We start from the raw sequence: 12,700 nt of genomic DNA on the forward strand, positions 1-12,700 counted from the left end.
CGTCCGCCGCCGGTCACGCGGGAGGGGGCGGGGCGGGGCATGGAGCGCTGGGTGGTCCTGATCGACCGGGGTGCCGGAAACCATCAGGACGTCGACGAGGTGGCGCATTTCGAGTGCACCCGGGAGGAGGCCCGCGCCCGCCTGTACGAGATCGCCTGCACCCACCGTCCGGGCGTCGGCCTGCGCCAGAAGCGCCGGCAGGTCTACCGCGTCGGTGACGGGGACGCCTACTACGTGAGCATCGAGGGCGCGCTGTCCACCTCTCGCGTGGTGTACCGGCTGGGCGCACTGGCGTGGAGCACCCATCCCGAGTCCTGGCCCTGGGCCTGGAAGTAAGCTGCCGATCATGCTTGTAGCAGCCGCCGTCTGCCCGTGTCCGCCCCTTCTCGTGCCACCGGTCGCCGCTGGGGCCGCGCCCGAGCTCGACGGGGCCCGCGCGGCCTGCACGGACGCCCTGGGCGTCCTCGCGGCGGCCCGGCCCGACCTTCTCGTCGTCGTGGGGCCCGCCGAGCGGAGCGGACGCGGCCCGCACCCGCAGGGCGCCAGGGGCTCGTTCCGCGGCTTCGGCGTGGAGGTGGACGTACGACTCGGACCGGGACGGGGTGCGGTCCCGCAGGGGCCGCTGCCGACCTCCCTGGCTGTCGCCGCCTGGCTGCTGGAGCGCACGGGCTGGTCCGACGCCCCGATCGAGGGACTCGGGGTGGGGGAACCCCTGGAGCCCGAGCGGTGTATCCAGACCGGAAGGGACATCGCCGCCCGGGCCGAGCGGGTGGCGCTGCTGGTGATGGGCGACGCCAGCGCCTGCCGCACGCTCAAGGCACCGGGCTACCTCGACGAGCGCGCGGCCCCCTTCGACGCGGAGGTCGCGCGGGCCCTGGGCGCGGCCGACGTGGCGGCCCTGCGCGCGCTGGACGCCGAGCTGGCGTACGAACTGAAGGCCTCCGGCCGGGCCTGCTGGCAGGTTCTCGCGGGCGCGGCCGAGGGCGCGGACCTCGGCGGCTCGCTGCTGTACGAGGACGCGCCGTACGGCGTGGGGTACATGGTCGCGACCTGGTCCTGACGGTCGAGGAGCACCGGCCGCGAGAGCCGTAGGGGCCGTCGAGGAGTCCGTGGCGGAGTCCTCGACGGGCCCGGGAAACGGCGGACGGCCGGGGGCGTCCTGCCCCGCGGCCGTCCGTCGGTGTGCCGTACCGCCGTTCAGGAAGCCGGCGGCGGTGAGGGCGGCGGCGCGCTGCCGTCCCCCGGTCCCTTGGTGCCGTCGGTGTGCGCGAGGCGCTCCATGGCGTCCTTGGCCTTGCCCGTGCCGGTCTGGATCCTGGCGCTGTACTTGCCCTTGGTCTTCTCGTCCACGACCTTCGCGGCCTTGTCGATGCCGTGCTGGATCTTGTCCCCGTGCTGCTGCGCGAGGCCGGAGACCTTGTCCTTGGCCGGGCTGAGCTTGGCCTTCACATTGTCCAGGAGACCCATCGTTCACCTTCCCACTAGGGACAGTTACGTGCGGGCGCCTTCGTCGGCCTCATGATCGGCCGTCGCTTCGGCGGACTGCTGCTTGGGGATCTCGACGCCCTCGGCGGCAGCGTCCTCGACGGCCTCCGTCGCCGTCGATCCGTCCGTGTCCTCGGCCGCGTCGGTCTCGGTGACCTCGACCTTGACCTCGACCCGGGCGTCGCCCTCGACCTCAATCCCAGTCCCAGACCCGGCTTTGGCCTCGGCGTCGGTCGATCCCTTCGCTTCTGCCGCCTCCTCCGCCGCGGACCCGGCCGTCAGGATGTCGGCCTGCGTCTCGGCGGCTGACGCCCCCTCCGTGGCCTTCGACCTGCGGAGAAGTCGTGCGAAAACGCCCATATCCACTCCATACGTTACTCGTGCGGGGGAAATCCCGCGTCGTCCGGTGCGCCCGTTCGCGCCGTCCGGAGCGCCGCCTCCATGAACAGGGCGGCGGAAACCACGCAACTGGCAACGACGCCGGACCCGCGCCGTCACGTAACTCGTTCGAGGTGGGGCTTCGAGGTTTGCGAGACTGGGGCGGTGAGCAGCACACCCCCCGCCCCCCGCGTCATCGCCGTCGTCGGCCCCACTGCGGCCGGAAAGTCCGATCTGGGCGTCTTCCTCGCCCAGCGACTGGGAGGCGAGGTCGTCAACGCCGACTCCATGCAGCTCTACCGAGGGATGGACATCGGCACCGCCAAGCTGACGCTCGCGGAACGCGACGGCGTCCCGCACCACCTCCTGGACATCTGGGACGTGACCGTCACCGCCTCCGTCGCCGAGTACCAGCGGCTGGCCCGCGCCAGGATCGACGCCCTGCTCGCCGAGGGCCGCTGGCCGATCCTCGTCGGCGGTTCCGGCCTGTACGTCCGCGGGGCCGTCGACAACCTGGAGTTCCCCGGTACCGACCCCGAGGTCAGGGCCCGGCTGGAGAAGGAGCTCGTCCTGCGCGGCTCCGGCGCGCTCCACGCCCGCCTCTCCGCCGCCGACCCCGGGGCCGCGCAGGCGATCCTGCCCAGCAACGGCCGCCGTATCGTGCGGGCTCTCGAGGTGATCGAGCTCACCGGCAAGCCCTTCACCGCGAACCTCCCCGGCCACGACTCCGTCTACGACACCCTCCAGATCGGCGTCGACGTCGCCCGGCCCGAGCTCGACGAGCGCATCGCGCGCCGGGTCGACCGGATGTGGGAGGCGGGTCTCGTGGACGAGGTGCGGGAGCTGGAGGCGCGAGGGTTGCGCGAGGGGCGCACGGCCTCCCGCGCGCTCGGGTACCAGCAGGTGCTCGCGGCGCTCTCGGGGGAGTGCACGATGGAGGACGCGCGGGCCGAGACCGTCCGTGCCACCAAACGCTTCGCGCGCCGTCAGGATTCATGGTTCAGGCGCGATCCCCGGGTGCACTGGTTGAGTGGGGCTGCGGCGCATCTCACAGAACTTCCGCAGCTCGCACTGGCGTTGGTCGAACGACCGGTTACAGCCTGATCACGTCCTGGCATCGGGACGCTCCGGGCGTCATCCCGGCCTCCGGCGCCGTGCCATCATCGAGCTTCGATCGACCAAGTGGAGTCCGAGTTGGGAGGGCGCGTGGCGATGGAGGCCGGCCCTCGCGACACCGCACAAGGCACCGAGCCCCGCGCCGCCGAGAGCGGTGAGCCGGAGCTTGACGCGGAGCGTCTGAGCCCCGACGGGCCCGACGACACCCTCGGCGGTGTGACCGCCGACGGTCCCGAGCCCGAGGAGATGTTCCCGGGCGGGGAAGAGGTCGAGGTCGAGCTGCGCCCACAGCGCCGTCTGCGGATCTGGCAGCTCGCCCCCATCGTCTCGCTGGCCGCGGTCGGCTCCCTGATGTTCGCCTTCCCGCTGGCCTTCGACTTCGGCGACAGCGGAGCGGTGATCGCGATGCTGGGCCTGCTGATCTGCTCGTGCGCGGCCGGCTGGGGCATGATGGCGGCGCGCCGCGTTGGTTACACGTGGCCGGGACTGCCGCAGCGGGGGTCCGGCCGTCGCGCGGACTGGCGGGTCGCGCTCGGGTACGTGGTGCTGGTGGCGGTTGTGGTCGTTCTCGCGGTCTGGCGCGTGGCGAGGCTCCGCTAGAGGCTTCCGGGGTGCGCGGGGCGGTGTCGGTCTGCGGCTTCCAGGACGCCTGGGGCCGCGCCGATCTGCGGCTACCGCCGCGTGAGCGCCATCAGCCCCCACCGGCCTACACGTACGATCGAGACATGAGCACCCGGATCCCCTTTCTCAAGGGCCACGGCACCGAGAACGACTTCGTGATCGTCCCGGACCCCGAGAACACCCTCGACCTGCCCCCCGCCGCCGTCGCCGCCCTGTGCGACCGCCGGGCCGGCATCGGTGGTGACGGCCTGCTCCACGTCGTACGGTCCGCCGAGCACCCCGAGGCCGCGCACCTGGCCGGGGAGGCCGAGTGGTTCATGGACTACCGCAACGGCGACGGCTCCGTCGCGGAGATGTGCGGCAACGGCGTACGCGTCTTCGCCCGCTACCTCCAGCGCGCCGGTCACGTCACCGAGGGCGACCTCGCGGTGGCCACGCGCGGGGGAGTGAAGACCGTGCACATCGCGAAGGACGGTGACGTCACCGTCGGCATGGGCAAGGCGCTGCTCCCCGAGGGAGACGTCACGGTGAGCGTCGGCGACCGCAGCTGGCCCGCCCGGAACGTGAACATGGGCAACCCGCACGCCGTGGCCTTCGTGGACGACCTCGCGCACGCCGGCGACCTCTACTCCCCGCCGCCCTTCAGCCCGGCCGCCGCCTACCCGAGCGGGGTCAACGTCGAGTTCGTGGTCGACCGCGGCCCCCGCCACGTCGCCATGCGCGTGCACGAGCGCGGGGCGGGCGAGACCCGGTCCTGCGGCACGGGCGCGTGTGCCGTCGCCGTGGCCGCGGCCCGCAGGGACGGCGCCGACCCGGCGACGACCGGCAGCCCGGCGACGTACACCGTCGACGTGCCCGGCGGCACCCTGGTGATCACCGAGCGGGCCGACGGCGAGATCGAGATGACCGGCCCCGCGGTGATCGTCGCCGAGGGCGAGATCGACGCCGACTGGCTTGAAAACGCGGTTGGTTGACCATATGAATCGTCATGATCAGAGTCCCGGAGGCGTGGAAGCGCAGCCTCTGACCCCTTGTTCGATGCGGAACCACAGCCAGGGGCAGGTCAGGTGGCGCGAAATCGTAAACCTACAAACCTTCGCTCGAATGGGTGATCCGTTTCACGCTCGCCGAGAGGCGGTCAGCCGGGCGTGATGGGCTCGGTAGCATCAAGCACCGGCCCGGACGGGGGACAGCTGCCATCCCCTGAGCCGTGTCCGCCATGGGGCACCCCGTCCGCCGGTCCACGCAGCCGGAGGTGCCCATGAGTGCGGAGGCGACGAACCCCGCGACCCCAGGTCCGGTAGCAGGCCCGGCCGCCCGTTGGCGGGCGCGGATCGACCTGCGCCGTCTGGGCCGTGCCGCGCTGCTCGGCCCGGCCGCCCGCGACCGGCTGCCCGACGCCATCGGCCACGTCGCCGAGGCCCACCGCGCCCACTATCCCGACGCCGACCTCGAGCCCCTGCGCCGCGCCTGGGTCCTGGCCGAGTCCTCGCACCGCGGCCAGATGCGCAAGAGCGGTGAGCCGTACATCACACACCCGCTCGCGGTGACCCTGATCCTCGCCGAACTCGGCGCCGAGACCACGACCTTGACGGCCTCCCTGCTCCACGACACCGTCGAGGACACCGAGGTGACGCTCGATCAGGTCGGTGAGGAGTTCGGCGCGGAGGTCCGCTTCCTCGTCGACGGCGTCACCAAGCTGGAGAAGGTCGACTACGGCGCCGCCGCCGAGCCCGAGACCTTCCGCAAGATGCTCGTCGCCACCGGCAACGACGTCCGCGTGATGTCGATCAAACTCGCCGACCGGCTGCACAACATGCGCACCCTCGGCGTGATGCGCCCCGAGAAACAGGCCCGCATCGCCAAGGTCACCCGCGACGTCCTCATCCCGCTCGCCGAACGCCTCGGCGTCCAGGCCCTCAAGACCGAACTGGAAGACCTGGTCTTCGCGATCCTCCACCCCGAGGAGTACGAGCACACGCGCGAGTTGATCGTCGACAACGCCTCCCGCGCGGACGACCCGCTCGCCGAGATCGCCGACGAGGTGCGGGGGGTGCTGCGCGAGGCCGGGATCCAGGCCGAAGTCGTCATCCGGCCACGCCACTTCGTCTCCGTGCACCGGACGGCCCGCAAGCGCGGCAGACTGCGCGGCGCGGACTTCGGCCGCCTGCTGGTCCTGGTCGGCGAGGACGCCGACTGCTACGCCGTCCTGGGTGAACTGCACACCTGTATGACGCCGGTCGTCTCGGAGTTCAAGGACTTCATCGCCGTACCGAAGTTCAACCTGTACCAGTCGCTGCACACCGCCGTGGCACGCGGCGACGGCCAGGTCGTCGAGGTCCTGATCCGCACGCACCAGATGCACAAGGTCGCCGAGGCCGGGGTGGTAGCGCTCGGCAATCCGTACGCCTCGCCTTCGGACTCCTCTTCGAACCCCTCTTCGGACGCCTCGGGGGAGCAGGGCGCGTCCCGCGGTGTCGGCGCCGACGAGGAGCGGGTGGACCCCACCCGGCCCGGCTGGCTCTCCCGCCTCCTCGACTGGCAGGCGGCCGCGCCCGACGCCGACACCTTCTGGTCCACCCTGCGCGAGGACCTCGCCCAGGACCGCGAGATCACCGTCTTCCGGCCCGACGGCGGCACTCTGGGCCTGCCCGAGGGCGCGACCTGTGTGGACGCCGCGTACGCGCAGTACGGCGAGGACGCGCACGCGTGCCTGGGCGCTCGTGTCAACGGCCGGCTGGCGACCCTGAGCACCGTCCTGAAGGACGGCGACACCGTCCAGCTCCTCATGGGGCAGGACCCCGCCGCCGAACCCTCCAAGGAGTGGCTGGAGCACGCGCACACGCCCGCCGCCCGGATCGCCATCCAGCGGTGGATCGCGACGCATCCGACGCCCCCGACGCACGAGGCGCCGGAGGAGACCGCGGAGCGGGGCGGGACGGCCGGTACGACGGCCGACGTCACGACTCGGGGCGCGAACCCGTTCCGGCCCTACGTCGCGGAGCCGCCGTCTGCCGACACGCCCGACAGCGCGGGTCGGATCATCGCCGAGCCGCAGACCCACGACGACCAGGCCGCCGAACGCCCGGGCGCCGCCGTCGCCCTCGTCGACCAGCCCGGCGCGACCGTACGGCTGGCCGGCTGCTGCACGCCCGTACCGCCCGACGAGATCACCGGCTTCGCCGTGCGCGGGGGAGTGGTCACCGTGCACCGCGTCGAGTGCGCCGCGGTGGCCCGGATGAAGGGGCGCAAGGAGGTCGACGTGCGCTGGGGCGACACCGCCGAGTGCCGGGTCACGCTGTTCGCGGAATCGTTCGGCCGCCCGCACCTCCTGGCCGACCTCACCGAGGCCATGGCCGGCGAGGGCGCCGAAATCGTCTCCGCGACCGTCGAACCCCCCAGCCAGCAGCGGGTTCGCCACACGTACACGGTCCAACTGCCGGACGCGGCCCAACTCCCCGCTCTGATGAGGGCGATGCGGAACGTGGCCGGCGTCTACGACGTGAGCAGGGCGCAGACGACTGGGGACTGACAGGGGTGTCGGGGGCGGGGTCGGCTGGGGGTGAGGTGTCCTGGGGCTGGGGCTGGGGCTGGGGTCGCCGGGGGCGATGTCTTAGGGGGCTGGGCCCGCGGGGATCGACGTCTCAGGGGGCCGGGCCCGCCGGGCCTCAGGCGGTTGTTGGTCGAGTTGGGGCGAGGCCCATCCTCAGGGGGCCGGACCGGCTGGGGTCGACGCCTCGGAACGTTTGCCGGGTCGGGCCAGGCCGAGTCTCCGTGTCCGGTGTCCGGGATGGGGCCGGTACCTCAGGGGGACCCAGTTCGCACACAGCGATCGATGTCTCAGCGGGCCGGGCCCGCCGCGGCCGACGCCTCAGAGGGCTCGCCGGAGTGGGGCCAGGCCCACGCCCAGTCTCAGTGCCCCGCGTCCGGGCCGGTGCCGGCCCCCCCCAGAGGTCTCGCCCACAGGAATCTCCGTCTCAAGGGGCTGCGCCGACTGGACGAGCCCGATTCTCAGCGGCCCGCCCCCAGGACGGTGCCGAAACAGGGAGCCGCTCCCGACCCGCTTGGCGCCCGCAGGCCCCACCGCGCGCGGGGACCGATCCGCAGGCCTTGGCGCGGGGACAGCAGCCCGCAGTCCCGCGTGTGAGGACCGCTCGACACGCCTCACGCGCGCGCGTGACGGGCACAGGACCGTACGCGTCCACCTCAACGGGACCGGAGGACCCCGTTCGAGTGGGCCGGTCGCGCGTCGCCGCCGTGGCGCCCGCGCGCGCTGGTAGCGGTGGTGCATGCCGCTGACCCCCCACACCCACCCCGGCCCCGCCCACGCCGACCGGTCCGAACCCGACGCCCCCCGTCGCCGTACCGGACGCGCCCGACGACGCAAGGCGGCCGCGCTGCTCGCCTCCGCCGTCTCCGTCTGTCTGCTCGCCGCGAGCGCTCCGGCCGAGCCGCTCGGCGTCGGTGACCGCCTCTTCCCGCAGCTCGGCAACCCCGGCTACGACGTGGCGTCGTACGACCTGTCCTTCCACTATCCCGGCAGCAACAGCAAGCCGCTCACGGCCGTCACCACGATCGACGCCTGGACGACGACCGACCTCGACCGCATCAACCTCGACTTCGCGCACGGCGAGGTCCGGTCCGTCCAGGTCGACGGACGGCCCGCGGACTTCACCGGCGCGGGCGAGGATCTCGTCGTCACCCCCGACGAACCGCTGCCCCGCGGCAGCTGGATGCGGATCACCGTCCGGCACACGAGCGACCCCGTCTCCGTCGCGGACCGGGACGGCGGCTGGGTACGCACCGCGGACGGGCTCGCCATGGCCAACCAGGCCGACGTCGCCCACCTGGTGTTCCCGTGCAACGACCACCCCTCCGACAAGGCGATGTTCACCATCCGGATCACCGCGCCCGACGGTTACACGGCCGTCGCGAACGGACTCCCGACGGACGTGGACCGCGTCGGCCGGTCGACCACCTGGACGTACCGCACCCAGCACCCCATGGCCACCGAGCTCGCACAGGTGTCCATCGGCCGCTCCACCGTGCTGCACCGCGCCGGACCGCACGGACTGCCCGTCCGGGACGTCGTGCCCGCAAAGGACCGCGCCGAACTCGAACCCTGGCTCAAGAAGACCCCCGGCCAGCTCGCCTGGATGGAGAACAAGGTCGGGACGTACCCCTTCGAGACGTACGGCCTCCTCATGGCCACCGCCGACACCGGCTTCGAGTTGGAAACCCAAACCCTCTCCCTCTTCGAGAAGGATCTCTTCACCGAGCCCGCCTACCCCAAGTGGTACGTCGAGTCGATCATGGTCCATGAGCTCTCCCACCAGTGGTTCGGCGACAGCGTCAGCCCCCGCACCTGGTCCGACCTGTGGCTCAACGAAGGCCACGCCACCTGGTACGAGGCCCTGTACGCGGAGGAGAAGGCGGGCCGCACCCTCGAGGCCCGCATGAAGGCCGCGTACGGCGCCTCCGACCGCTGGCGCGCCGCCGGCGGCCCACCCGCCGCGCCCAAGCCGCCCAAGCCCGGCCAGAAGATCAGCATCTTCCGCCCGAACGTCTACGACGGCGCCGCCCTGATCCTGTACGCCCTGCGCCAGGAGATCGGCCACAGGTCCTTCGAGAGCCTGGAGCGGGCCTGGGTGCAGGAACACCGGGACGGCACGGCGTCGACCGCAGACTTCGTGCGCCTCGCCTCCCAGATCTCCGGACGCGACCTCGGCGGCTTCCTCCAGGGCTGGCTCTACGGCGAGAAGACCCCGCCGATGCCCGGCCACCCGGACTGGAAGGCCGTGGCACCCGCCGCCGCACCGGTGAAATAAGGCGGTGACGAGACGCCCCGTGCCGTGCGACCATCTTCAGGTCGGCGCGGCACGGGGCGCGGGAATCTCCCGGAGTGCTCGTGCGTTGAGTTCTGTGACCGCCGAATCGGAATCCCCATCGACGTAAGGATCAAATGACCTCCTCTTCATCCCCTTCCCAGGACACGCAGCGCCTCGCGCACACTTACGCCGAAGGTCTTCGGGCCGATGCCCTGATGGAAGAGGACGTCGCCTGGAGCCACGAGATCGACGGAGAGCGGGACGGCGAGCAGTTCGACCGCTCCGAGCGCGCGGCCCTGCGCCGGGTCGCCGGCCTCTCCACCGAGCTCGAGGACGTCACCGAGGTCGAGTACCGCCAGCTCCGTCTGGAGCGGGTCGTCCTCGTCGGCGTCTGGACCACGGGGACCGCGCAGGACGCCGACAACTCCCTCGCGGAGCTCGCCGCCCTCGCGGAGACCGCGGGCGCACTCGTGCTCGACGGCGTGATCCAGCGTCGCGACAAGCCCGACGCGGCCACCTTCATCGGTTCCGGCAAGGCCTTGGAGCTGCGTGACATCGTCGTCGAATCCGGCGCGGACACCGTCATCTGCGACGGTGAGCTCAGCCCCGGCCAGCTCATCGCCCTCGAAGACGTCGTCAAGGTCAAGGTCATCGACCGTACGGCCCTGATCCTCGACATCTTCGCCCAGCACGCCAAGTCCCGTGAGGGCAAGGCGCAGGTCGCGCTCGCGCAGATGCAGTACATGCTGCCGCGACTGCGCGGCTGGGGTCAGTCGCTGTCCCGTCAGATGGGCGGCGGCAAGGGCGGCGGCCTCGCCACCCGTGGTCCCGGTGAGACCAAGATCGAGACGGACCGGCGTCGGATCCGCGAGAAGATGGCGAAGATGCGCCGGGAGATCGCGGACATGAAGACCGGCCGCGAGATCAAGCGCCAGGAACGCAAGCGCCACAAGGTGCCCTCGGTCGCCATCGCGGGTTACACCAACGCCGGCAAGTCGTCCCTGCTCAACCGCCTCACGGGCGCGGGCGTCCTGGTCGAGAACTCCCTGTTCGCGACCCTGGACCCCACCGTCCGCCGGGCGGAGACCCCGAGCGGCCGTCTGTACACACTGGCCGACACCGTCGGTTTTGTACGGCACCTGCCGCACCACCTGGTCGAGGCGTTCCGCTCCACCATGGAGGAGGTCGGTGAGGCCGACCTGATCCTGCACGTGGTGGACGGCTCGCACCCGAACCCGGAGGAGCAGTTGGCCGCCGTACGCGAGGTGGTCAGGGACGTCGGCGCCACCGGCGTGCCCGAGATCGTGGTGATCAACAAGGCCGACGCGGCGGACCCGCTGACGCTGCAGCGGCTGATGCGGATCGAGAAGCGCTCCATCGCTGTCTCGGCCCGTACCGGCCAGGGCATCACCGAGCTGCTCGCCCTGATCGACAACGAACTGCCCAGGCCGTCCGTCGAGATCGAGGCGCTCGTGCCGTACACCCACGGCAAGCTGGTCGCCCGCGCCCATGACGAGGGCGAGGTGATCTCCGAGGAGCACACGGCGGAGGGCACCCTGCTCAAGGTGCGGGTGCACGAGGAACTGGCCGCGGAGCTCGTGCCGTACGTGCCGGCACCGGTCGTGGCCTGAGTGCCGTAGCTCTCCTGACAGGCCCGCCCCTTTTCGAGAAAGGGGCGGGCCTTCAGCGTGTTCGGGTCAGCGGCGCCGCCGCTCGCGCCTCACGACGCGGGCGGGTTGTCGGTCGCGGGCTCGGGCCGACCGCGGCCGGGAACTCTCACGGGCCGGCGAACTTCTGACTGACCGAGTCGTACACCCCCTTGGCCACCTCACCCAGCCGGGGCCCGGCCAGCCAGCCCGCGTTCACCGGACCGATCGAGGTGTTGGACACCAGCGCCGGCTCGCCGTCCGCACCCGTCGCGACCCAGCCGCCGCCGGACGAACCACCGGTCATGGTGCAGCCGATCCGGTACATCGTCGGATCCGAGGCGTTGATCGACAGCCGTCCCGGCCTGTCCTGGCACTGGTACAGCGTCTCCCCGTCGAACGGTGCCGCCGCCGGATACCCGTCGACCGTGATGCTCTCCACCCGCGGCACCGCCGGCGCCGCGAAGTGCACCGGCAGGGCCGAACCGACCGTCTCCTCCAAGGACTTGCCGCTGCCCCCCTTCTCCGGCGTCACATGGATGACGGCGAAGTCGTACGGGGCGCCTTCCCCGCCGGTCGGACCGCCCTGCGCGATCCACTGGTCCGAGGTCCCCGCCCAGTCGGCCCACCAGACGCCGTACGGAGCAAGCTCGTCCTCGGTCGCGCCGGCCAACTCCGCTGCCGAGAGCGCCTGGTCGTTGTACGACGGCACGAACGCGATGTTGCGGTACCAGCCGCCAGTCCTGCCCGCGTGCACACAATGTCCCGCCGTCCACACCAGGTTGGACCTGCCCGGGTGGGCCGGGTCCGCCACGACCGTCGCCGAGCAGACCATCGTGCCTTCGGGGGAGTCGAAGAACACCTTGCCCGCCTCGGGGACGTTGTCGTGGTACGTAGGCGACACGGCCTTCGCGTCCACCGGCGTCGGCTCCGGATCGGTCACACCCTGGTCACCCGAGAGGTCGCTCTCCTGGACACCACGGTCGGGGTCCTCGGCCCCCTGCATCCGATCCGGGTCCCACAGGCCCTCGATGACGGGGTTGATGTAGTCCTGGGCCTCGCGCAGCCAGTCGTCCCTGTCCCAGTTCTTCCAGGCGCCGTCCTTCCACTTGTCGACATCGATCCCGTGCTCCTTGAGCCGGTCCCTGATGTCGTCCGGGATCGTGATCTTGCCGTCTCCCTCGGACGCGGCCGAGGCGGAGGCCTGCGCGTTCGCCTCCGGGTCGCCCGAGCCGCAGCCGGTGGCGGTCAGTGCCAGCACCGAGGCGAGGGCCACGGCAGCGAGCACGGGGGAGGTTCTGCGGCGCGCGACCTTTTCGCCTTCGCCGCGAGCGGTCAACAACAGCGGTTCGGATCGCATTCTCTGCCTCCCCGTGGTGCGAACGAACCCAGTGCCGGAACCCGTTGCGGAACCCGGCGCCGGGACCCGGGACTTCCCGCAGACGCCCACCAGTTGGCTGTCCGGCACCGCGCCTTGGAACGGCATCACCACTATGCGCCCGTTATGGGGGACTTCACGCCGAACCGCAATGGTTCCGTCATGTCAAAGATCTGCGGACAACCCGTAACCCGCCGAACAGTCCGCGGTTGGTAGCGGTGGGGGCCTGCTGCCGGCGGACCGTCGGT

The 12,700-nt window shown here is 71.7% G+C and carries 11 protein-coding genes; 8 read left to right on the forward strand and 3 right to left on the reverse strand.

Going from position 1 to position 12,700, the window contains the following annotated elements; translation table 11 throughout:
- Positions 1 to 39: 39 nt before the first annotated feature.
- Together H293_RS0131720 and H293_RS0131725 are read left to right on the forward strand one after the other, a co-directional pair.
- On the forward strand, positions 40 to 336 hold the full coding sequence (locus H293_RS0131720) for a hypothetical protein (protein ID WP_020121850.1): 297 nt from the start codon (positions 40 to 42) through the stop codon (positions 334 to 336).
- A 10-nt stretch (positions 337 to 346) separates the two neighbouring features.
- Entirely contained in the window at positions 347 to 1,060 is a 714-nt protein-coding gene (locus tag H293_RS0131725; RefSeq protein ID WP_028808365.1) for a class III extradiol dioxygenase subunit B-like domain-containing protein, read from the forward strand.
- A gap of 137 nt (positions 1,061 to 1,197) precedes the next feature.
- Here the strand turns inward: H293_RS0131725 and H293_RS0131730 are convergent, their stop codons facing one another.
- Positions 1,198 to 1,467 carry an antitoxin gene (locus H293_RS0131730; RefSeq protein ID WP_020121852.1) on the reverse strand — a complete coding sequence of 90 codons (270 nt, stop codon included), beginning with the start codon at positions 1,465 to 1,467 and terminating at the stop codon, positions 1,198 to 1,200.
- 24 nt (positions 1,468 to 1,491) lie between these two features.
- Positions 1,492 to 1,845, reverse strand: coding sequence for a hypothetical protein (locus H293_RS0131735; RefSeq protein ID WP_020121853.1), 354 nt, complete (start codon positions 1,843 to 1,845; stop codon positions 1,492 to 1,494).
- Between the two features lie 183 nt (positions 1,846 to 2,028).
- On the opposite strand from H293_RS0131735, the gene miaA reads away from it, so the two are divergent.
- The 6 genes from miaA (at position 2,029) to hflX (ending at position 11,059) form a co-directional block, all read left to right on the forward strand.
- The gene (gene miaA / locus H293_RS0131740; protein ID WP_020121854.1) at positions 2,029 to 2,967 is read left to right on the forward strand and encodes a tRNA (adenosine(37)-N6)-dimethylallyltransferase MiaA; all 939 of its coding nucleotides are present in this window, start codon (positions 2,029 to 2,031) and stop codon (positions 2,965 to 2,967) included.
- A 108-nt stretch (positions 2,968 to 3,075) separates the two neighbouring features.
- Positions 3,076 to 3,579, forward strand: a complete 504-nt coding sequence (locus tag H293_RS0131745) for a hypothetical protein (protein ID WP_020121855.1) — start codon at positions 3,076 to 3,078, stop codon at positions 3,577 to 3,579.
- 125 nt (positions 3,580 to 3,704) lie between these two features.
- Positions 3,705 to 4,574: a diaminopimelate epimerase gene (gene dapF, locus H293_RS0131750; protein ID WP_020121856.1), complete on the forward strand. Its 870-nt coding sequence runs from the start codon at positions 3,705 to 3,707 to the stop codon at positions 4,572 to 4,574.
- A gap of 287 nt (positions 4,575 to 4,861) precedes the next feature.
- A complete protein-coding gene (locus tag H293_RS0131755; RefSeq protein ID WP_020121857.1) occupies positions 4,862 to 7,132 on the forward strand; it encodes a RelA/SpoT family protein in 2,271 nt (756 codons plus the stop codon).
- Positions 7,133 to 7,889: 757 nt separating this feature from the next.
- Positions 7,890 to 9,428 (forward strand): M1 family metallopeptidase, encoded by a 1,539-nt coding sequence (locus H293_RS0131760; protein ID WP_020121858.1) that lies wholly within the window; start codon positions 7,890 to 7,892, stop codon positions 9,426 to 9,428.
- Between the two features lie 134 nt (positions 9,429 to 9,562).
- Positions 9,563 to 11,059, forward strand: coding sequence for a GTPase HflX (gene hflX, locus H293_RS0131765; protein WP_028808366.1), 1,497 nt, complete (start codon positions 9,563 to 9,565; stop codon positions 11,057 to 11,059).
- A gap of 145 nt (positions 11,060 to 11,204) precedes the next feature.
- Here hflX and H293_RS0131770 read toward each other — a convergent pair whose 3' ends face one another.
- Positions 11,205 to 12,434 carry a trypsin-like serine peptidase gene (locus tag H293_RS0131770; protein ID WP_020121860.1) on the reverse strand — a complete coding sequence of 410 codons (1,230 nt, stop codon included), beginning with the start codon at positions 12,432 to 12,434 and terminating at the stop codon, positions 11,205 to 11,207.
- Between the last annotated feature and the right edge of the window lie 266 nt (positions 12,435 to 12,700).

It is taken from the genome of Streptomyces canus 299MFChir4.1, assembly GCF_000383615.1.
GTDB classification, from domain to species: Bacteria; Actinomycetota; Actinomycetes; order Streptomycetales; family Streptomycetaceae; genus Streptomyces; species Streptomyces canus_C.